At 63.0% G+C, this 22,818-nt stretch carries 13 protein-coding genes; 12 read left to right on the top strand and 1 reads right to left on the bottom strand.

Annotated features, from left to right (window positions below; all coding sequences use genetic code 11):
* Positions 1 to 132 precede the first annotated feature (132 nt).
* Positions 133 to 1,038: a DUF2156 domain-containing protein gene (locus tag KP003_RS12030; protein ID WP_216788508.1), complete on the top strand. Its 906-nt coding sequence runs from the start codon at positions 133 to 135 to the stop codon at positions 1,036 to 1,038.
* Positions 1,039 to 1,334: 296 nt separating this feature from the next.
* Here the strand turns inward: KP003_RS12030 and mnmH are convergent, their stop codons facing one another.
* Positions 1,335 to 2,360, bottom strand: a complete 1,026-nt coding sequence (gene mnmH / locus KP003_RS12025) for a tRNA 2-selenouridine(34) synthase MnmH (RefSeq protein ID WP_216788507.1) — start codon at positions 2,358 to 2,360, stop codon at positions 1,335 to 1,337.
* Between the two features lie 229 nt (positions 2,361 to 2,589).
* On the opposite strand from mnmH, the gene secA reads away from it, so the two are divergent.
* The 11 genes from secA (at position 2,590) to KP003_RS11970 (ending at position 22,815) form a co-directional block, all read left to right on the top strand.
* The gene (secA, locus tag KP003_RS12020) at positions 2,590 to 5,469 is read left to right on the top strand and encodes a preprotein translocase subunit SecA (protein ID WP_216497811.1); all 2,880 of its coding nucleotides are present in this window, start codon (positions 2,590 to 2,592) and stop codon (positions 5,467 to 5,469) included.
* Between the two features lie 110 nt (positions 5,470 to 5,579).
* Positions 5,580 to 6,755 (top strand): bifunctional glutamate N-acetyltransferase/amino-acid acetyltransferase ArgJ, encoded by a 1,176-nt coding sequence (gene argJ / locus KP003_RS12015; protein WP_216497810.1) that lies wholly within the window; start codon positions 5,580 to 5,582, stop codon positions 6,753 to 6,755.
* A gap of 86 nt (positions 6,756 to 6,841) precedes the next feature.
* Positions 6,842 to 7,249 (top strand): DUF2914 domain-containing protein, encoded by a 408-nt coding sequence (locus tag KP003_RS12010; RefSeq protein WP_216497809.1) that lies wholly within the window; start codon positions 6,842 to 6,844, stop codon positions 7,247 to 7,249.
* Positions 7,250 to 7,315: 66 nt separating this feature from the next.
* Positions 7,316 to 8,464 carry a serine hydrolase domain-containing protein gene (locus KP003_RS12005; RefSeq protein WP_236026757.1) on the top strand — a complete coding sequence of 383 codons (1,149 nt, stop codon included), beginning with the start codon at positions 7,316 to 7,318 and terminating at the stop codon, positions 8,462 to 8,464.
* Positions 8,465 to 8,701: 237 nt separating this feature from the next.
* Positions 8,702 to 9,997 (top strand): response regulator, encoded by a 1,296-nt coding sequence (locus KP003_RS12000; protein ID WP_217299638.1) that lies wholly within the window; start codon positions 8,702 to 8,704, stop codon positions 9,995 to 9,997.
* 295 nt (positions 9,998 to 10,292) lie between these two features.
* A complete protein-coding gene (locus KP003_RS11995) occupies positions 10,293 to 12,959 on the top strand; it encodes a valine--tRNA ligase (RefSeq protein WP_216788504.1) in 2,667 nt (888 codons plus the stop codon).
* Between the two features lie 123 nt (positions 12,960 to 13,082).
* Positions 13,083 to 13,907 carry a prepilin peptidase gene (locus KP003_RS11990; protein ID WP_216497805.1) on the top strand — a complete coding sequence of 275 codons (825 nt, stop codon included), beginning with the start codon at positions 13,083 to 13,085 and terminating at the stop codon, positions 13,905 to 13,907.
* Positions 13,908 to 13,917: 10 nt separating this feature from the next.
* Positions 13,918 to 15,393, top strand: coding sequence for a sensor histidine kinase (locus KP003_RS11985; RefSeq protein WP_216497804.1), 1,476 nt, complete (start codon positions 13,918 to 13,920; stop codon positions 15,391 to 15,393).
* 81 nt (positions 15,394 to 15,474) lie between these two features.
* Complete coding sequence (locus KP003_RS11980; protein WP_216788498.1) at positions 15,475 to 16,842, top strand: sigma-54-dependent transcriptional regulator; 1,368 nt, start codon at positions 15,475 to 15,477, stop codon at positions 16,840 to 16,842.
* A 219-nt stretch (positions 16,843 to 17,061) separates the two neighbouring features.
* On the top strand, positions 17,062 to 17,856 hold the full coding sequence (locus KP003_RS11975; protein WP_216788496.1) for a DsbC family protein: 795 nt from the start codon (positions 17,062 to 17,064) through the stop codon (positions 17,854 to 17,856).
* Positions 17,857 to 17,919: 63 nt separating this feature from the next.
* Complete coding sequence (locus tag KP003_RS11970; RefSeq protein WP_216788490.1) at positions 17,920 to 22,815, top strand: pilus assembly protein; 4,896 nt, start codon at positions 17,920 to 17,922, stop codon at positions 22,813 to 22,815.
* Positions 22,816 to 22,818: the final 3 nt, after the last annotated feature.

Below are 22,818 nucleotides of genomic sequence, written 5' to 3'. Positions count from 1 at the left end.
ACAGCTTTTTGCAAACACTACCGGTAGAGTAAGCGCGATACTACCGTATACGGTATGGGAAATGCCAGTCATTTTTTCGCAATTCTGCAAAAAAATGAGTATACTGAGACAGTTTTTTTTCTGGAGAGAGACATGGAGATCCCGCGCTACCCGCAGACCCGGGGCATCGCCCTGGAAGACAAGCCCCTGTTGGACCGGCTCTTTGCCGAGTTGCAGCCCCGCATCTCGGAGCTGACCTTCGCGAACCTGTACCTGTTTCGCAAGGCGCACGAGTACCGGCTGACGCACCTGGGGGACGCGGTCGTCGCGCTCGGGCGCGGCTACGACGGCTCCGCCTATTTCCTTCCACCCTTCGGCGGTGACATCGCCGCGGCGACCCGTGAGTTGCTGGACCTTGGACTTACCCTGTACGGTGCGGACGACCTGTTCCTCGCGCGCCATCTCGACGGGGGGGACGGCGTAGAGGCGATTGCGGACCGCAACAACTTCGATTACCTGCACCTGAAGGACGAGATGGCGCAGCTAAACGGGAAGCAGTACCACAAGAAGAAAAACCGGGTGAACTACTTCCTGAACCGGCACCGGCACCGGGTGGAGTTCCTCGATGACGGGCATCTCCCCGGTGCGCTGGCCCTGCTCGAGGAGTGGGGGCGCGTCAGGACGGAGATCGTGCCGCGGGGGGCGGCACAGGGAGGCTCGGTACAGGGGGAGGTCGAGGGGGCCGCGGAGGCGCTCAGGCTGTACCGCGAACTGGGGCTTTCCGGGGTTGTGGTCCTGGTGGATGACGTGGTGCGCGGCTTCGCGCTGGGGGAAAGGCTGAACCGGGAGACGGCGGTCTGCCATTTCGAGAAGGGGGACCTCTTCATGGAGGGGTTGTACCAACTGCTGGACCGGGAGTTTTCCCGGCTCTTGTTCACCGATTGCACCTATCTGAACCGCGAGCAGGACCTCGGGGAGGAGTCGCTCAGACAGGCGAAGCTCTCCTACCACCCGGTGGAGCTGGTGGTGAAGTACAGGGTGAAGAGGCAGGGGCTGTAGGGGGAGGGGGCAGGGATCAGGGATCAGGGATCAGGGATCAGGGCCAGGGGGTGCGGTTCCCGGTAGGGGCAAATAATCATTTGCCCAGCCGCTGGTGCACCTTGCTCCGCGGTGGGAGATGAGGCGCCGCGGGCGCCAGGGCGAATGATTATTCGCCCCTACAGGTAGATGCGGCTCCGCGGTGGGCGCCAGGGCGAATGGTTATTCGCCCCTACAGGTAGACGCCTCGGGTGGTTGTCTGCGGCCGCCTCGGTTGGTCGTCGGCGGCAGCGTCGGTCGGTTATCGCGGCGAGACCTTACCCTGCCGACCGCTGCGCCAGGAAACGCTCCAGTTCTTGGGCGGCATGGTCGAAATCCTCCATGTCGAGCTGGTAGTCCGCCTCCCAGGTCCGGTTCTTGTAGTAGACCTTGTCGTAGTAGTCGCAGACCAGCCCCTTCATGAACTCGTCCATCTCCCAGCGCTCGAGATTGCCGGCAAGTTCCTCGCACCGTTTCCCCCCGAGCTTCTTCCTGATCCGCTGCAGCGCGTCCCCCATCTCATCCTTGTAGGCGGGGAGCCCGTACTCGTCGATCAGTCTCTGCACCCTGGTCTCGAGTGTGGCGTGGCACCACACCCTGATGCCCTGCGCCATCTTCTGGTAGAAGTCACCGGGCAGCGACACGCGACCGATGCGCTCGCTCTCCCCTTCCAGGATGAGCGGCTGTCCCGCGGGAGCCTTGCGGCAGGCGTCCCACAAAAGCGTCTCGAAGCGCTTCTGGGTGAGATCCTGGTTCAGGCCGAGCTGGCCGAAGGCGGAGCCGCGATGGCAGGCGAGACCTTCGAGGTCGAGCACCGAGTTGCCCCGCTCCTTGAGGAGCTGCAGCAAGGTGGTCTTGCCGATGCCGGTCATGCCGTGCAGCACGATGAGCGGCGTCTTGGGGAGGTAGGGGGTGAAGTATTCGCTGACCACGTGGCGGTAGCTCTTGTAGCCGCCGATCAGCTGGGTGGCCTTCAACCCGGCCAGGTCGAGAATGGAGGTGACCGTCTTGCTGCGCAGACCGCCGCGCCAGCAATAGACCAGGATGGGCCTCCCCGCGGCGGAGTCGGCGATGTACCGCACCATCTCCGGGAAGCGATGCGCGGTCAGCTCGAGACCGCGCCGGCGCGCGGCGTAGGGTCCGGACTCCTTGTGCAGTATGCCGATCTCGACCCGCTCCTCGTTGGTGAGCAGGGGGACGTTGATGGCTCCGGGGATGTGGTCCTCTTCGAATTCCAGGGGGGTGCGGACGTCCACCAGGAGATGACTGTCGATGAGTTCTTCGCTAAACGGTGTTGTTTCCACTACTGTTGGCTCCTTTGGCGGGCTCATTATAGAGATGCACCGCGTTGATTGCAACAATCAGGACGAATTATTATTCGTCCCTGCCGTCGCCTCCGCCCCTGTTGCACCTTTTCCTAAAACCCCGGAATCCCCTCCATAGCAGGCGCCTTTTCAGTTGAGGGTTTCTCACTTTTATGGTAGCGTACACTGTTTTTTTTATCCTGTTTTCACGGCTAAGGAGATTTCATAGATGTTTGGCGCGCTTATAAAGAAGTTTGTCGGGAGCAAGAACGAGCGGGAGTTGAAGCGTCTCTGGCCCATTGTGGATCGCATCAACCAGCTGGAAGCCGAGATGCTCAAGCTCTCCGACGACGAGCTGCGCGGCAAGACCGCCCAGTTCAAAGAGCGCTATGCCAAGGGGGAGAGCCTGGACTCCATGCTCCCCGAGGCGTTCGCCGTTTGCCGCGAGGCGGGCAAGCGCGTGCTCGGGATGCGCCACTTCGATGTGCAGCTGATCGGCGGCATGGTGCTCCACTCCGGCAAGATCGCCGAGATGAAGACCGGCGAGGGCAAGACCCTGGTGGCGACTCTTCCGTCCTACCTGAACGGCATCTCCGGCAAGGGCGTGCACGTGGTCACGGTCAACGACTACCTGGCCAAGCGCGACGCCGACTGGATGGGGCGCATCCATAAATTCCTGGGGCTGTCGGTAGGGGTGATCGTGCACGGGCTTGAGGACTGGGAGCGCCGCGAGGCATACGCAGCCGACGTCACCTACGGCACCAACAACGAGTTCGGCTTCGACTACCTGCGCGACAACATGAAGTTCGACCTGGCCGACTACGTCCAGCGCCCGTTCAACTTCGCGGTCGTCGACGAGGTGGACTCCATCCTCATCGACGAGGCGAGGACCCCGCTCATCATCTCCGGTCCGACCGAGGACTCCACGGACAAGTACTACATCATCGACCGGATCATCCCGATGCTCAAGAAGGGCGAGGTGATCGAGGTCGAGGCCAACACCCTCTCCGGCAAGCGCAAGACCTACACCGGCGACTTCACCGTCGACGAAAAGGCGAAGAGCGCGGCGCTGACCGAGGAAGGGGTGCTCAAGGTCGAGAAGCTCCTCAAGATAGACAACCTCTACGATCCGAGGAACATGGAGATCCTGCACCACACCCAGCAGGCGCTCAGGGCGCACGCCCTGTTCAAGCGCGACGTGGACTACGTGGTGCGCGACAACGAGGTCCTCATCGTCGACGAGTTCACCGGCCGCCTCATGCCGGGGCGCCGCTGGTCCGACGGCCTGCACCAGGCCATCGAGGCCAAGGAAGGGGCGAAGATCGAGAACGAGAACCAGACCCTCGCCACCATCACCTTCCAGAACTACTTCCGCATGTACGAGAGGCTCTCGGGCATGACCGGTACCGCGGACACCGAGGCGGAGGAGTTCCACAAGATCTACAAGCTGGACGTCGTGGTCATCCCGACCAACCGCCCGCTTCTGCGCCCGGACTTCCCGGACGTGATCTACAAGACCGAACGCGAGAAGTTCAACGCGGTCATCGCCGAGATCAAGGAACTGCACGCCAAGGGGCAGCCGATCCTGGTCGGCACCATCTCCATCGAGAAGTCCGAGCAGCTCGCCGAGCTTATGAAACGCGAGGGGATCCCGCACTTCGTCCTCAACGCGAAGCAGCATGAGCGCGAGGCCGAGATCGTGGCCCAAGCCGGGCGCAAGGGGATGGTCACCATCGCCACCAACATGGCCGGCCGCGGTACCGACATCGTCCTCGGGGGGAACCCCGACGGTCTGGCGCGCCAGGAGTTCGGCGGCACGCCGGAGGTGAAGGCCGAGGCCTTCGTGGAAGCCTTCGCCAAGGCGCAGGGTGAGGGGGCGGCAGACAAGGAACTGCTCCAGGCACTGGAGCGGGATTTCCCCGGGAGTTCCGCCGCCGTCGCCGGGTATCTGGACCAGCATGACGAAATCGACTTCGAGGAGCTGCAGGAACTGGTGCTCCCCGTATTCAAGAAGCAGTTCGACGCCATCGTCGACAAACACAAGCCGATCTGCGCCGCAGAGCACGACGAGGTGGTGGCCCTGGGCGGCCTGCACATCCTAGGCACCGAGCGCCACGAGTCGCGCCGCATCGACAACCAGTTGCGCGGCCGTTCCGGCCGCCAGGGCGACCCGGGCTCCTCGCGCTTCTACCTCTCGCTCGAGGACGACCTTTTGCGCATCTTCGGTTCCGAGCGCGTCTCCATGATCATGGACAAACTCGGCATCGAAGAGGGGGAGGCGATCACCCACGGCCTGATCACCCGGGCCATCGAGAACGCCCAGAAAAAGGTCGAGGCGCACAACTTCGAGATCAGGAAGCACCTGATCGAGTACGACGACGTCATGAACAAGCAGCGCGAGGTGATCTACACCCAGAGGAAGGAGATCCTCGCCGGCAACGAGATCAGGAAGAGCTTCGTCGGCATGCTGGACGAGACCGTGACCGACGTGGTCCAGGCCTTCGTGATCGACCGCACCCCGGCGCGCGAGTGGGACTGGCAGGGGATCACCGACACCGTGTTCAAGCTGTTCGGCTTCAACCTCGACCTCACCCCGGAGCTCTTCGACCGCATCACCCCGGTCAACTTCGAGGAGACGCTGAGAAGCGGCACCCGCGATCGTTTCAACCAGAAGGTGACCGAGTTCGGCGACGAGCTCATGGATCACCTGATCAAGGTGATCATGCTCCAGGTGATCGACACCCAGTGGAAGGATCACCTCCTTTCCATCGACCACCTGAAGGAAGGCATCGGCCTGCGCGGCTACGGTCAGAAGGATCCGAAGCAGGAGTACAAGCGTGAGGCCTACCAGCTCTTCATGGACATGATGAACAGGATCCGTCAGGAAGTGGTGGAGAAGATCTTCTGGGTGCAGGTAGGGACCGAGGAAGACCTGGAGCAGTACGAACTGGAGCAGCCCAGCCCGCAGAAGATGGTTTTCAACCTGGTGGAGGAAAACGAAGAAGAAGCGGTGGGCCACTCCCCCGCCAAGAGTGCGCGGAGCGCCGGCCGCAACGAGCCGTGCCCCTGCGGCAGCGGCAAGAAGTACAAGAAGTGCTGCGGCAAGTAAAAAGCGAGGTTGAGGTTTCCGTTCGCTTCGCTCACAGGCTGAGGTTGAGAAAAACCCGCGTTTAAAGCTTCTCTTAACCTCAACCTTAACCTTAAACCTGAGGTTCAACTATGAAAGGTTTTCGCTTTTCGGCCGTCGAGGCGGCCATAAAGAAGCCGGGACGGCTCGACCTGGCGCTGATATTCTCGGATTTCCCCGCCCAGGTGGCGGCGGTCTATACCACCAACAAGGTGCAGGCGGCGCCGGTGATCATCTCGCGCCAGCGCTCGCATAACGGCAAGTGCCGCGCGCTCCTGGTCAACAGCGGCAACGCCAACGCCTGCACCGGCCAACAGGGGATGACGGACGCGCTCGAGTGCGGCAGGAAAACCGCCGAGGCGCTCGGTCTCTCCGACGAGGAACTCCTGATCGCCTCGACCGGCGTCATCGGCCAGCCCCTCCCCATGGAACGCTTCAGGAAGGGGATCCAGCCCCTGGTGGACGGCCTCGACCACGGCACGCTGGACGACGTGGCCAAGGCGATCATGACCACGGACACCTTCGAGAAGATCGAGAGGCGCAGCGGCGAGGCCGGCGGCAAGCCCTACAGCATCTGGGGAATCGCCAAGGGGGCCGGGATGATCCATCCCAACATGGCCACCATGCTCTCCTTCCTGGTAACCGATGCCGAGGTGGACGGGGCCTTCCTGAAGAGCGCTTTCGCCCAGGCGGTGGACGGCTCCTTCAACGCCATCACGGTGGACAACGACACCTCCACCAACGACACAGCCCTCATCTTCGCCAACGGCGCGGCGGGGAACCCGGTTATCAAGGGGGGGACTCCGGAAGGGGCCGACTTCGCAGCTCTCCTGCACGACCTGCTTCTCTCCCTGGCCAAGCTGATCGTGAAGGACGGCGAGGGGGCGACCAAGTTCGTCGAAATCAGGGTGAAAGGTGGCGCGACCCAGGCGGACGCCAAGAAGGCCGCGCTCGCCGTCGCCAACTCCATGCTGGTCAAGACCGCCTTCTTCGGCCAGGACGCCAACTGGGGCAGGATCATCGCGGCGATCGGGTACTCCGGGGCGCAGGTGGAGCAGGAGCGGGTGGAGATCCGCTTCGACGACGTGCTGATGGCCACCGGCGGCATTTTCGCCGGCGGCGACGCCGAGGCGGCCGGTACCCGCGTGCTGCAGCAAAAGGAATTCAAGGTCGCCATCGACCTCAAGATCGGCGGCGGAGAGGCCGTGGTCTACACCAGCGATCTCTCCTACGACTACGTCCGCATCAACGCCGACTACAGGACCTGATACTATTGACGCTGCCGCTTTCCGCCCGGGGCGGCACCGGCACAACGCCGGTATCTACACTCTCCGCAAACGCTGCTGGAGGCACAATGAGCCGTACCACGATTGTTTCGATCGCAACCGCTGTACTGTTGGCAACCCTCGCCGGCTGGAGCCAGTCGTGGGCGGGCGACCTGAAAATCACCGAGATGGCAGTCACCACCAAGATCGTAAAAGGCAACCCGATCGACTCGGTCCGTCGCATCTCGTCCACCTCGGTCAAGGCGCTCTACTGCTTCACCAGGTTCTCGGCCCCCGAAGATACCAACACCACCATCAAGCAGATCTGGTACATAAACGACGAGGCAGTGGCGGAATACGAGCTGCCGGTCAAGGGGGCACACTGGCGCACCTACAGCCGCAAGGTGGTCGAAAAGGGGCTCTCCGGCGATTGGCGCTGCGATGCGGTGGACAGCGAGGGGAAGGTCCTCAAGTCGGTCACCTTCAAGATGAATTAACCACGGCAGTACCCCGCAAGGACCGAGAGAGTCACATTGAGATTGAACACGTATTTTAGGGTGCGCTTGCGCCCCCTGCTGAGCAGTATCTGCGGCTGTCTGTTGGCCATCTTCCTCGCCACCGCCTGCCGCGCCGCCGACCAGCCCCGCATCGACTCGCTGATGAATGAGGCGATGGGACGCAACCTCATCGCCGGCGGGGTCGTCCTCATAGGCAACCGCGACAAGATCCTCTTCGAGAAGGCGTACGGACGCCTCTCCCCGTTCCCCGACGCACCTCCCATGGCGGCCGACGCCATCTTCGACGTCGCCTCGCTGACCAAGGTCATCGCCACCACCCCCTCCATCCTGAAGCTGGCGGAAGAGGGCAGGATCTCGCTGCTCGACCCCGTAACCAGGTGGTTTCCGGAGCTGGCAGGGAAGGGGAAGGATGCGGTCCTGGTGATGAACCTTTTGACCCATACCTCCGGACTGGACGACATCCCGCTCTCCAGCGTGAATCCCATGCAAAGCGCCATCGAGGGCGCCGCCGCCCAGAAGCTCAAGGGGGAGGTGGGAAGCCGCTTCCGCTATGCCGACCTGAACTTCATCCTGCTCGCGGAGTTGGTGCGCCGCGCCACCGGCGCTCCGCTCGACCTCTACGCCCAGGTCTCCTTCTACCGTCCGCTGGGGATGGCCGACACCGCCTTCCATCCCAAGGAGACGGGGCGCTGTTCCGGAACGATCAGCGACGAGCGCGTCCTCTTCGGCGAACCCCAGGACTACCTTTGCCGCCAGTTGGGAGGCGTGGCCGGGCATGCCGGGCTCTTCGCCACCGCCCGGGACCTCTCCCGCTTCTGCCGGATGATGCTCTCCGGCGGGACCCTGGAGGGGAGGCGCGTTCTCGCGCAGCGCACCGTGGACCAGATGACTGCGCCTTACTTCTCGCGCGGCGGCACCGTGGTCAGGGGGCTTGGGTGGGACATCTCCTCTCCCTTCTCCGCGCCCCGCGGGCAGGGATTCTCCCGGGTCTCCTTCGGCCACACCGGGTACTCGGGGTCGTCGATCTGGATCGACCCGGCCACCGACACCTTCGTCATTCTGCTCACTTCGCGTCTTGAATACAAAAAGGTGCACGAGATCAACAAGTTGCGTGGCGATATCTCGACGCTGGCCGCCCAGATCTTCGGCATTCCCGTTGAGTTCGGAGACATGGCCCGTTTCAATGACGAGTGATTAATAAGAAAGGGCAAAAACCTTGACACCCTACGCCCTTTATGCTAGCTTTTTTTACCATTTTTAGTGTCATACTGGATGTATTTGCGCCTGATTACGAACTGCCATTTCTGTCTGTCCTACGCACGAGAAATCCTGTGAGCACTTCCCGGATCAGCTCTGTATCAGCCGGACGACTCGAATTTGTCGTGGCAACAATAACTCCTGAAGTAAGCTTCCTAAGTAGAGGGGGGATAGATGGGCAATAGACTGCTCCTCGCCGATGACAGCATCACCATTCAGAAGGTCGTGGCGATCATCTTCGCCAATGAGGAGTTTGAGCTGACCGTTGTCGACAACGGTACTGCTGCCCTTGAGAAGGCGCGGGAGACCAAGCCGGACGTGATGCTGGTCGACGCGCTGATGCCCGGCAAGACCGGCTACGAGGTCTGCGCCGAGATCCGTCGCGACCCCGTGCTCGGCGCGGTCCCCATCATCCTCCTGATCGGCGCCTTCGAGCCGCTGGACGAGGAGAAGGCGCGGGAATGCGGTGCCGATGCCACCATCTCCAAGCCCTTCGAATCGCAGCAGTTGATCGACAGGGTCAAGGAGATGCTGGAACTGGGCAAGACCAGAAAGACCGCTCCCCCGGTGGCACAGCCGGCAGCCCCGGCTCCCGCAGCCGAGGAAATCTGGGGCGATCTCTCCTCCTTGGACGCCATGGCCCCGGCCGCAGCCGCCCCGGTAGCCGCAGCACCGGCCGCCGCTGCTCCGGCTGCCGCCGAGGAAGACATCTGGGAGAGCGTCGGCATCGAAACCGAGCCCGCCTGGGAGGCCCCCGCCGCTCCGCCAGAGCCGGCCTGGGAGGCCCCGGTTGCAGCCGCCGCTCCTGCCGCGCAGGTGGAGCCGGTCGAGGCGAGCATGGAAGACGACCTGTGGGGTGCCTTCGAGCTGGAGGAGGAGACTCCCGCCGCTGCCGTTGAGGCGCCGTCCGAGCTGTTCGGAGTGGTGGAGCCGGAGGCGGCGGACGAGTCCGAGTTCGAGGCTGAAGAGATTTTCAACTTCGACGAAACCGAAGAGATCGAAGAGACCGGCCCGGCGCTCGACCTGGAGGAGCCGGCCGTTGATTCCTCGCTCACCGTCAGCGAGGAGGAGTTCTTCGCTTTCAGCGAGGAGCCGGAAGCCGCGGTGGCGGTACCCGCGCAGGCCGAGACCGAGGCCGAGGCCGAGGCGTTCGGGGTGCCGGAGTACGAGCCCTTCGAGTTCGAGGCGGAGGAACCCGCGCCGCAGGCCGCAGCGCCTGCTGCAGCGGCACAGCCCGAACCCGTCTTTGCGGCCCCCGCCCCAGCGGCGCCACTTCAGGCGGCAGCCCCGCAGGCCGCAGCCCCGCAGCCCGCGGCCGTTGCCGAACTGACCGAGGACCAACTGGTGGCCGCACTCTCCAAGGTGTCCCGCGAGGTGATCGAGCGGATCGTCTGGGAAGTGGTCCCCGATCTGGCCGAGGTGATCATCAAGGAAGAAATCAGGAAACTGAAGAGCGGCGTACGCGGCTAAGGCGGACGTCTTACGCGCATCCGCTTATGAAACAGGGGATTTTACGATCCCCTTTTTTCATACTGGGGCACTCCCACCGTTAATGGCCTAGCCACCCTCTCCCCCCGGGAGAGGGACGGGGTGAGGGCGATGCGATAGGCGATGTCCCTGGCGGCGTCTCCCTCACCCGGCCTTCGGTCACCCTCTCCCGGAGGGAGGAGGGGACCTCGGGCGGGCTGGCGCGCAGGCGCTAACGAAGATTTCAAGCTGTGCAGGGCCAACCCTGCTAGAGCATTTTTAAAATGAGGTAGATTAGATGGCAAACAAAGAGCTGGAAAAGGTTTACGAGCCGAAAAGCGTTGAGCAGAAGTGGTACCAGGAGTGGGAAGGGAAGGGGTACTTCCACGCCACCGTCCCCTCGGATAAGCCGAGCTACTCCATCGTCATCCCCCCCCCGAACATCACCGGCGTGCTGCACATGGGGCACGCCCTAAACAATACCCTGCAGGACATCCTGTGCCGCTGGAAGCGGATGAGCGGCTACAACGTGCTCTGGATGCCGGGTACCGACCACGCGGGCATCGCGACCCAGAACGTGGTCGAGCGCCAGCTCGCCGCCGAAGGGAAGGATCGCTTCGAACTGGGCCGCGAAGGGTTCATCGAGCGGGTCTGGCAGTGGAAGGGCGAGTCGGGCGGGCAGATCATCGGCCAGCTGAAAAGGCTCGGCGCCTCCTGCGACTGGGAGCGCGAGCGCTTCACCATGGACGCCGGTCTTTCCAAGGCGGTGCGCGAGGTGTTCGTGCGCCTGTACCAGGAGAAGCTGATCTACCGCGACAACCGCCTGATCAACTGGTGCCCGCGCTGCCACACCGCGCTCTCCGACATCGAGGTCGAGCACGAGGACAAGGCGGGGAACCTCTGGCACCTGCGCTACCCGGTGGTGGGGAGCGACGAGTACGTGGTGGTCGCCACCACCCGTCCCGAGACCATGCTGGGGGACACCGCCGTGGCCGTGCACCCCGAGGACGAGCGCTACAGCCACCTGATCGGGAAGAAGGTCATGCTCCCCTTGGTGAACCGCGAGATCCCGGTCATCGGGGACGACTACGTAGACCGCGAGTTCGGCACCGGTGTGGTGAAGATCACCCCGGCGCACGACTTCAACGACTTCGAGATGGGCCTCAGGCACAACCTCGACCGCATCAACGTCTTCGACGAGTCCGGCGTGGTAAACGCCGCCGGCAAGCAGTACGAGGGGATGGACCGCTTCGCCGCCAGGAAACAGGTGGTGGCCGACCTCGAGGCTGCCGGGCTTCTCGAGAAGATCCAGGATCACGCCCTCTCCGTCGGCGGCTGCTACCGCTGCAAGACCGTCGTCGAGCCGTACATGTCCCTGCAGTGGTACGTGAAGGTGGGACCGCTTGCCGAGCGCGCCCTCGGCGCCGTCAAGGACGGGCGCACCAAGATCGTGCCGCAGCAGTGGGAAAACACCTACTACGACTGGATGGAGAACATCCGCGACTGGTGCATCTCGCGCCAGATCTGGTGGGGACACCGGATTCCCGCCTGGTACTGCGACCACTGCGGTCACATCACCGTGGCCAAGGAAGACCCGACCGCGTGCAGCCAGTGCGGCTCCGACGAGATCCGCCAGGAAACCGACGTGCTCGACACCTGGTTCTCCTCGGCCCTCTGGCCCTTCTCCACCATGGGGTGGCCGGAAAAGACCCCGGAGCTGTCCGCCTTCTACCCGACCTCCTGCCTGGTTACCGGCTTCGACATCCTCTTCTTCTGGGTGGCCCGCATGATGATGATGGGGCTGCACTTCATGGACGAGGTCCCCTTCACCGACGTCTACATCCACGCCCTGGTGCGTGACGCGCAGGGGCAGAAGATGTCCAAGTCCAAGGGGAACGTGATCGATCCGCTGACCGTCATCGACGCCTACGGCACCGACGCCTTCCGCTTCACCCTGGCTGCCTTCGCCGCGCAGGGGCGCGACATCAAGCTAGCCGAGGAGAGGATCGCCGGCTACCGCAACTTCGCCAACAAGATCTGGAACGCATCGCGTTTCGCCATGATGAACCTGGAAGGGTTCGAACCGGACCAGGTCGATGTGGCGTCGCTCAAGCTCTCCAACGCGGACCGCTGGATCCTGTACCGCCTCAACGAGGCTGCAGGTTCGTTGGACTCGGCGCTGACCGGGTTCCGTTTCAACGAGGCGGCCAGCGAGTTGTACCGCTTCACCTGGAGCGAGTTCTGCGACTGGTACATCGAGTTGGCCAAGGACGATCTCTACAAGGGTGACGCCGAGCGCCAGGCGGCGGCGAAATACGTGCTCTGGCTGGTGCTGGAGAACCTCCTGCGCCTCTTGCACCCGTTCATGCCCTTTATCACCGAGGAGATCTGGCAAGCACTGCCCAAGAAGAAGGGCGCCGCCGATTCCATCATGATCTCCGACTTCCCGACCCCGCGCGAGGAGTGGGCGGGCTACGCCTCCGCCGCCGTCGAGATGGAACTGGTGATGGAAGTCATCAAGGGGATCAGGAATATCAGGGGCGAGATGGAAGTTGCCCCGAGCAAGCAGATCGCCGCCATCCTCGACTGCAAGTCCGAGTCGAGCCTCAAGCTGCTCAAGAAGAACGAGGTCTACGTGATGAGCCTCGCCCGTCTTTCCGACCTTGCCATCGGGCAGGGGATCGAGCGTCCCGCCGAGGCCTCGCTGCAGGTGGCAGGCGACGTCGAGATCATCGTGCCGCTCAAGGGGCTCGTGAACGTCGAGGAAGAAGAGAAGCGTCTCAACAAGGAGATCGCCAAGATCGAGAAGGACATCGAGTTCCTCTCCAAGAAACTGGAGAACCCGAGCTTCATCGAGCGTGCGCCCGCCGACGTGGTCGAGAAGGAGCGCGAGAAGATCGCCGAGTTCGGCAACAAGAAGAAGCTCCTCCAGGAGAGCCTGGAGAAGATCCTGAGGCTCAAGTAGACCAAAAACCGGTTCTACGTTCTATGTTCTAAGTTGTCCTTGCCGCTGTCACAGGAGCAGTTAGGAGGGCTTTTCACGTAGAACTTAGAACGTAGAACCTAGAACGGCCGTTAAGAGGTTTCCTTGACTCCTTACATCATCTACGCCGTATTCGCTTTCCTGCTGGGGGCCGTGGTAGGCTCCTTCCTGAACGTCTGCATCTGCCGGATGCCGCACGACGAGTCGGTGGTGTCACCCCCGTCGCACTGCCCCAAGTGCGACTACCAGATCCGCTGGTACGACAACATCCCGATCCTGAGCTACCTGCTGCTCGGGGGAAAGTGCCGCTCCTGCGGCGCACGCATCTCGATCCAGTACCCGCTGGTCGAGCTCCTGAACGGCCTACTTTCCCTGGCCCTTTTCTTCAAGTTCTTCCCGCAGCGTCTGTTCGAGGAAGGGGCCCCGGTCCAGTTCCTGTTCACCGGTCTGTTCTACTTCGGGGTGCTCTTCGTATTCTGCAGCGCCCTGGTCGTGGTCACCTTCATCGACCTGGAACACCAGATCATCCCGGACCGCATCACCCTGCCCGGCATCGTCCTCGGCTTTCTCATCTCGTTCTTCATCCCGCAGCTGGGCTGGCTCAACTCCCTGATCGGCATCATTGCCGGAGGCGGCAGCCTGCTCCTCATCGCCTGGATCTACCAGGTCGTCGCCAAGAAGGACGGCATGGGAGGGGGCGACGTGAAGCTCCTGGCCATGATGGGGGCCTTCCTCGGCTGGAAATCGATCCTGTTCATCGTCTTCGTGTCTTCCCTTTTGGGGTCGATCATAGGTGTCACCCTCATGCTGATCCGCAAGAAGGACTCCACACTCGCCATACCGTTCGGCCCGTTCCTCGCGGGGGGCGCCGTGCTGTACGTCTTCTACGGCAGGCGCATCATCAACTGGTACCTGAACGTGGGAAGCTGAAGCGGCGGCTATGAGACCATTCCGGTTCAGCCTCACTTTCTACATCCTCTCCGCCCTGAGCATGCTGCTCGTGCTCACCTGGGCCCTCCTCTCTCTGATCTCCTTCAAAACCTCCGAAAACGACCTCCTGGCCCAGAAGGGAGAGGACGCCAAGCAGCTCCTGGCCGCCATCGTGTCGGCCCTGCCGCGTCCCTTGGCCCCGCCGGACCCCGAAAGCCAGGTAGTGCAGTATCTCGAGCAGCTGAGACGCGACCGGAGTTTCGCCGGGCTGGTGGTGGTCGACCAGGGGGGGCGGCGGCTCTACGCGGTTGCCGATGGCAGCGATACGGATAGTAACCTTCTCGCTGTCCTTGCAAGCGGGCGGTCCTTTTTCCAGATCTCCCCGGACAAGACGAGCGGCCGCTGCTACGTCGCCATCGTGCAGCAGGGGAAGGTGGTCGGGGCCGCGCGCCTCACGCTGTCGCTGCAACCGGTCCAGGATCGGCTGTCCACGTCAAGGCACCTGTTCCTCGCCTACTTCGCCCTGGACTTCCTGTTGCTCCTCGTTTTCGGATCCTACCTGCTGTCCCGCACCGTGGTCTCGCCCATCAAGCGTCTTCTCTCGGCCACCCGTCGCATCACCGCGGGGGATCTCGGTGTTTCCGTCAACGTGGCGGGGAGCTCCGAGGTCGCCGAGCTCTCGGACGGGTTCAACAGCATGATGGTTGCGCTTCGGGAGAAGAGGGTGGAGGTCGAGGAGAAGGTCGCCTCGCTGAAGTGGGCCAACAAGGAGCTGGTCGAGGCGAGAAACGAGGCGGTTCGTTCCGAAAAGATGGCCTCCGTCGGGCTCCTGGCTGCCGGGATGGCGCACGAGATCGGCACGCCCCTTGCCGCGATCATGGGGTACGGCACCATCCTCGCCGATGAGCTGGCCGCCGACCCGGAAAAGTCCGACTACCTGCGCCGCATCGATGAGGAGTCAAGGCGTATCGACCGCATCGTGCGGGGGCTTTTGGATTACGCCCGTCCCAAGCGTGTGCAGTGGGAGGAAGTGGAGATACGCACCCTGTTGGAAAAGGTGGTGGAACTGCTGGCAGGCCAGGGCGTGCTGAAGCACCTCGAGGTATCCGTCGAGGTCGAAGACGGGCTTGCCGCAGTGCACGCCGACCCGCACCAGCTCGAACAGTTGCTGATCAACCTCATCGTGAACGCGCGGGACGCAATGCCGAAGGGGGGCAACCTGTGGCTAAAGGGGAGGCGCTCCGGAGCCGAAGTGGTCATCGAGGTGGCGGACAACGGCGAGGGGATGCCTCCGGAGCTGCTGAGCAAGGTTTTCGATCCGTTTTTCACCACCAAGGAGCCCGGGAAGGGGACCGGTCTGGGGCTGGCGATCGCAGCGCGGATAGCCGAGTCCTGTGGTGGCAGGCTCGGCGTGCAGAGCGAGCTAGGGAAGGGGAGCCGCTTCACCCTGACGCTGCCGGCCAGTGGACAGGGGGCTAGGGGGTAGGGGCTTGCTGCTGGCAGTTGGCGGCTTTTTCAGCATTCCGGCCAGTCCGACCAGCCCGACCAGTCCGACAAGGAGCACGTTTTGAGCGAGAAAAAGAAAATCCTGGTGGTGGACGACGAGGCGAACCTGCGTCACATGCTCCAGGTCCTCTTGAAAAAGCAGGGTTACCTGGTGGAGCAGTCCGCAGACGGCGCGGACGCCCTGGCCAAGGCGCGCGAGGGAGGCTACGCCTTCATCCTGTGCGACATCCGCATGCCGGTCATGGACGGCAAAAAATTCCTGACTGCCTGCAACGAATCCGGCATCGGCGCCACCATCATCATGATGTCCGCCTACGGCACCGTCGACGATGCCATCGAGTGCATGAAACTTGGTGCCTACGATTACATCTCCAAACCCTTCAACAGCGACGAGATCTCGCTGGTGCTGAAAAAGGCGGAGGAGCGGGAGCGGCTAAAGGACGAGAACCGCAGGCTGCGCGACGCGGTGCGGGGACGCGCCTTCCCCGACATCATAAGCAGAAACGCCCGGATGGCGGAGATCATGGAGCTGGTCAAGAAGCTCTCCGAGCACAAGACCACCGTCCTGATCCAGGGGGAGTCAGGAACGGGCAAGGAACTCGTGGCGCGGGCGCTGCACAACTGCGGCGTGCGCCGCCAGGGCCCCTTCGTCGCCGTGAACTGCGGCGCCATACCCGCCGCCCTGCTGGAGAGCGAGCTCTTCGGGCACGTCAAGGGGGCCTTCACCGATGCTGGACACGACAAGATCGGCCTCTTCGAAGAGGCGAACGGCGGCACCCTTTTCCTGGACGAGATAGGGGAGCTTCCGCTTTCGCTGCAGGTCAAGCTGCTGCGGGTGCTGCAGGAGGAGGAGATCCGAAGGCTCGGCGCTTCCGCCGCGCAAAAGGTCGATGTCAGGGTGGTATCCGCCACCAGCAGGGACCTGGCCGGGGAAGTCGCGGCAGGAAGGTTCCGCGAGGATCTCTATTTCCGCATCAACGTCTTCGCACTGTCCCTGCCGCCCCTTCGGGAGCGCGTGGAGGACATCCCCCTCCTGGTGGACCACTTCCTGGAGAAGCACGGAGAGCGCATGGGGATGCCTGGGGTGCGCCCCACGCCCGAGGCGTTGCAGGCCTTGGTGCGCTACGGCTGGCCGGGTAACGTGAGAGAACTGGAGAACTGCATCGAACGCGGGCTGGTGCTCTGCGATGGTGGCACGCTGGGGCTTGCCTGCCTGCCGGAGGCGGTGCGCAGGGGAGCGGGGCTGGAGGCCAGGGGAGGGGACTTGGTCGACTCCCTCTCGATAAAGAAGGGGGCGGAGGCGCTGGAGCGGCAACTGATCGTGCGCGCGCTGGAACAAACGGCGGGGAACCGGACCCACGCGGCGCGGCTCCTGGAGATCAGCCACCGGGCCCTGCTGTACAAGCTCAAGGAGTACGACCTCGGCTAGCACCCGGCGGACCTCGGCACCGAAAAGGTGCCAATTTTTTGCGGGGTAGGTGCTTCTGCTATGAAAAAAATGCGTAGTTTTTTGCTGTATCCCCGTGCTATGGTATGCCACAACTAACCGTATTGACGCCGAAACAGATGCTTCCGCGCCGCGGTGGAGGCCAAGGCACGGTTGTTGCTCACCTTTCCCGAGCAACGAAATCACCCATGAGGTAGCTGAATGTCCTTCGCAAAAAATCTCACCCGTCTCTTTGCAGCCTGCTTCACCCTGGTCGCTATCGCCTTTGCCGCACCCGCCTTCGCCATGTCGGAAGGATGCAGCGGGGACTGCGCCTCCTGCCACTCCATCACGCTCCAGGAGGCGAGCGGTCTCCTGAAGGAGATCGGGCCGGTCAAGGATGTGAAGCCGGCGCCGGTGCGCGGGCTGTACGAGGTGACCTTCGAGCAGGCCGGCAAGACCGGGGTCGCCTATCTCGACTACGGCAAAAAGCACATCATCGCCGGCCAGGTCTTCGACATCGCCTCCAGGCAGCCGGTGGGGGGCTCGGCCCAGCAGGCGAAAACGGAGCGCAAGGAGCGTCTCGATCCGGCCACCCTCACCACCGCCGACGCGCTCATCCTCGGGAACCCGAAGGGGAAAAAGAAGCTGTTCGTTTTCACCGACCCCGAGTGCCCCTACTGCGCCAAGGCCCACGTCGAGCTGAAGAAGCTGGCGGCCCTGGAGCCCGACCTCGCCATCTACATCAAGCTCTACCCCCTGAAGATGCATCCCAAGGCGTACGACAAGTCGCGGGTGATCCTGGCGCAGGGGTCCCTGGAGCTCCTGGAGAAATCGTTCGCCGGCGAGCCATTGCCCACCGCTACCGATAAGGACGCCAGAAAGCCGGTGGAGGAGACCATCAAGTTCGCCGAGTCGAACGGGATTGTCTCGACGCCGACGCTGGTTTTGCCAGACGGGAAGATTTTGGTAGGGTACAAGGATGCCGCCGCTATGCGGGAACTGCTGGCGAGGTAACCGACCGTGAATTTTCGTCCGACTTCGACTGAAGCTTTCATGCCCATCTATACGAGGTGTTCAATGGGAAAGACTCTGAACAGGCTCTTGATCAAGAACTTGCCGCTACTGATCCTCACTGCCATGCTTTTACCCGGCGCGGCGCTCGCTGCCGATCCGGGCGACAACTGGTGCATCACCCCTCCCTTCATCACCGGCGGGATCAAGCCGAACCTGTTGCTCATGATCGACAACTCCGCGAGTATGTACGACCTCGGCTACATCGCGGGATCGACATCGGCTGCCCCGACCTACACCTGCGGCACCGGGGCGGGGTCCGCGACGGTCTCCTCATCCTATTGCTTCGATAACACCTACGACGACACCAAGGACTACGAGGGGTACTTCAGCAAGCTCAACAGCGACGGCACCTTCACCTATCCCGTCTACCAGTATTCGGGCGGGAAGTTCGTGGAGATCAATACCGGGGTACCCACGACCACCGGCACCGGCATCTACCGGACCAGCTACGTCTACATAGCCATGTCCGGCGACAATACCGTAACGCCTCCCACCAGGGTGATCGACACCTTCATCGCCAGCGGAAAGTTCCTGAACTGGCTTGCTGCCTCCAAATTCGACATCGAGAAGAAGATCCTGACCGGCGGGAAGTACGTCTCCGGAAGCAGCCTGCTGCAAGGCGAGACCAGGGGGTGTGTCGGCCGGCGTTTCGTCAAGGTGGTGCCGGCCATCTCCGGCCTTTCCTTCGCGGTCCGCGGTCCCACCGCGGTCGAGCCGAACTATGACCCGAGCACCCAGGGGGGGGGGACCCGCATCGAGATCTTCGAGGGGACCTACAACCAGTCCGACTGCCAGTGCGCGGTCTACAACTGGAGTAACGGCAACTACGGTCAGGCCAGCACCGATACCAAGAACTGTCTGGACACCACCAACGCGGACAACGCGCTGGCCACTATCAACCACACCCAGCAGGCATGCTGGAAGATCAAGGACAATATCAGGACCGGCGGTGATATCTGGCAGGGTGTGAGCGTCAACTCCCTGCAGACGGCCTGTGCCAACGTCTACTCGGACCCGAAGACCCCGATCGCACCGGCGGCTCTAACCGACGAGTCCAGCGGCAACTACATCTGCACCAGCGCGGCAACCCATTCGGCTCCGGTCGCGCCCTATATCGGCACCAGTTCTGACACCACCGGCTTCATGGGGAAATGCTGGAGGAACAACAGCGACAAGTGGTTGAACGACGGCGATACCTGCGTCAAGAACGAGATCCTGCACTACTGCATGGGGCAGAACTTCGCGGAAGTGACCGACCCCTCCTCGGTCATCCCCACCAGCGGCAACATCCCGTCGGTACTGATGGATGCCGGGGTGCGCGCCATCGGCTCCCCGGTCGGCCCCGCAGGCAAACCTGGTTACTGCTCCCGCAGGACCACGACCACCTGCTCCACAGATGCGGACTGCTCCACCAAGGTCTGCTCCAACGCACCGGCCACCACTTGCACCAGCAATTCCGACTGCACCTCGCCGGGGACCTGCGTCCCCCAGACCTGTAACAACCCCTTCTACGGAAAGGTGGGGGTCTCGTCGGCCCCGACCGGCCTCATCAATGACTTCGCCAGCAGCATCCGTTTTGGGGTCATGAGCTTCAATAACTACGGCTCGGCGACCGAGTGTGGCAGCACCGTCGGCATGCCTTGTCCCAAGTTCTGCTCCGGCAACCAGAACAAGATGTGCAGCACCGACTCGGACTGCCTCTCCAGCTTGAGCGAAGGGACCTGCCAGGCCGCCACCAACAAGGACGCCAGCAAGGTGCTCGACCACATCGGCACAGCCGTTGGCGACCACAGTTCCGGCTTAATCAACACCATCGACGGCATCCCGGCGGTCTCGTGGACCCCCTTTGCCGAGGCCTTCTACAACGCCATCGCCTACTTCGTCAAGGATGCCACCGCGACTACCGCGACCCTGAACTCGACCAAGTTCACCCCGACGACGGCAGCCATCCAGGAGCCCCTGACCGGTACGGATGACTACACAAACCACAACCCGATCCAGTTCCGCTGCCAGCAAAACAACGTCATGCTGATCACGGACGGCACATCCACCGCGGACAAGAACGACACCATGAGGAACAAGGTCACCGACAGCTCCGGCTACTTCAGGGACCCGAACACGCTGGCCGAGAGCGGCTCCACCTCCGGGGTATGCGGCAGCTATGCGGGGAGTCCCTACATCCACGACCTGAGCTACTTCGCCTATCACCGCAACCTCTTCGATCCGAGCCAGGTCTGCCACGGCACCGGCGCCACCGCCTGCGAGAACGCCCAGACCATCAAGACCCACGTGGTGTACAACGCGCCGTCCAGCACCGGCACGACCAACGTCTGCGATCCATACGTGCAGATGAACATGACCGCGGTGAACGGCGGGACTACGCTGCACAACCCGAACAACCCGACCCAACTGAGAACCGAGCTGAAGGCCGCCCTGGAGAGCATCGCGGCGGGCGCCTCCTCCGGTACCGCGGCGTCGATCCTCAGCAACTCCGAGGGTAGCGGCGCCAACATCCTGCAGGCGGTGTTCTATCCCAAGAAGGTCTTCTACAACCAGACAGAGGCGAGCTGGATCGGTGAAATGCAGAACCTTTGGTACTACGTCGACCCGCAGGTCAACCGCTCCACCATCAGGGAGGATACCGACCAGAACAACGCCTTCGACCTGATCGCGGACAAGGTGGTCAGTTTCCGCTTCGACCCTACCGACAACGTCACCTATGCCTACGTCTCCCAGGACACCAACGGCGACGGGGCGGGGGACACCGCGGAGACCAAGGAGGACAGCGACGATGTGCTCAGTATCTGGCGCGCCGGCAAGACGCTGTGGCAACGCCCGCTCACCGGCACCGGCGCCAGGCCGCGCAAGATCTACACCTCGACCAACGGGACTTCGCTGATCCAGTTCTCGTCGGCGACCTTCCCCAATACCGGCGGCGGGAACAATGCCAACACCCTCGCGTCCTACCTGGACGTGTCCACCACGGATGCGCCCACCCTGATCGACTACGTGCACGGGCTGGAGGAGACCGGCTACCGCTCCAGGACCGTCTCTATCCTCAACAAGAGCACCAACGTGGCAAGCTCCGGGGTCTGGCGCCTGGGTGACATCATCTCGTCCACGCCGCGCATCCAGTCGAACCTCAGGCTGAACGGTTACAACCTGCAGCCTCCCAGCGGTTACAGCGACACCTCGTACACCTCCTACATCCAGTCCAGCGACTACCACAATCGCGGCATGGTGTACGTGGGGGGCAACGACGGGATGCTGCATGCCTTCAACTTCGGCCTCTTGAACGTCACAGCGAGCGGGACCCAGAAGGCGACCCTGAGCAAGCTCTCCAACTCCGACCCTGCCCTGGGCGAGGAGATGTGGGCCTACATCCCTAAACAGGCCCTTCCGTATCTGAAATACTTCGGCGATCCGAAATACAACCATCTGTACTACGTGGACGGCCCGACCCTCCTGCTGGATGCCAGCATCGGCGCGCCCAGCGGCGTTTCCGGCTGCAACGCCACCAGCTACTGGAACTGCACCAAGCTGACCTCGGTGGTCGACGGCGCCAACTCGCTTGACGGCAGCGCCAACCCCTGGCGCAGCATCCTGATCGGGTCCATGGGGATCGGCGGCGCCTCCTCGTCCAGCTGCAGCACCCCCTCCACCAGCAACTGCGTACCGACGCCGCGCACCGACCCTTCCGATACCAGCAAGGGGCTCGGTTTCTCCACCTATTTCGCTCTCGACGTGAGCGACCCGAAGAACCCCTCGCTGATGTGGGAGTTCAACCGCGCTGCGGACAACGACCTCGGCTTCGCCACCACCGGCCCGGCCATCGTCAGGGTAGGGGACCGCGCCAAGAACGGGCGCTGGTTCGCCATCTTCGGATCCGGGCCCACCGGCCCCATCGATACCGACGGCAACCAGTTCCAGGGGCGCTCCAACCAGAACCTGAAGTTCTTCGTGGTCGACCTGAAAACCGGCGAGATGGTCCGGGCCATCGACACCGAAATTGCGGAGGCGTTCGCAGGCTCCATGATGGGCGGTGCCATCGACGCCGACCGCTGGGACTCCAGCGCCAACGGATTCTACCAGGATGACGCCGTCTTCGCCGGATACACCAAGAAGGTCGCCGGCACCCCGGCCACCTGGACCGACGGCGGCGTGATCAGGATCGTCACCCACAACGACACCGACCCTGCCCACTGGACCTGGAGCAAGGTCATCGAGGGGACCGGCCCTGTGGTCACCTCCATAGCCAGGCTCCAGGACCGCAAGAACAAAAAGCTCTGGCTTTACTTCGGCAGCGGCAGGTACTATTACCGCTCCGGCACCGACATCGACGACTACTCGACGCGCCGGTGGATCTACGGCGTCAAGGAGCCCTGCTACAACACCAGCAACCTGCCGGGCAACATCTACGATGCGAGCTGCAGCACCACCGTCGCCCTCGGGGACGTCACCGACCAGTCCACCTCTATCTCGAGCAGCGTCGGTTCCGGCGGCTGGAAGATCCAGCTGGACGCCTCCACCACTGCCTTCGGCGCCGAACGCGTGGTCTCCGACGCGGTCACCCTGACCAACGGCACCGTCTTCGTGACCACCTTCGAGCCGACCTCGGATGCCTGCGGGTTCGGCGGGAACTCCTTCCTCTGGGCCCTCGGCTACGATACCGGCGGCAGGCCCAGCGACGCCGCACTGGCAGGCAAGGCGCTGATCCAGCTCTCCACGGGCGAATTCAAGGAGGTCGACCTGGCCCAGGCTTTCGGCAGCGGGGCGTCGCGTCTGATGCGGCGCACCACGACCCCGATGACCGGCAAGCCGCCGGCCGACGCCTTCCCCGTGGTCAGCAAGAGCGCCAACAAGCCGGTGAAGCGGATCATGCACATCCAGGAGCGCTGAGGC

Origin of the sequence: Geomonas diazotrophica (assembly GCF_019063885.1) — a bacterium.
Taxonomy (GTDB): Bacteria; Desulfobacterota; Desulfuromonadia; order Geobacterales; family Geobacteraceae; genus Geomonas; species Geomonas diazotrophica.
This window is presented reverse-complemented; position numbering and strand designations above follow the sequence as displayed.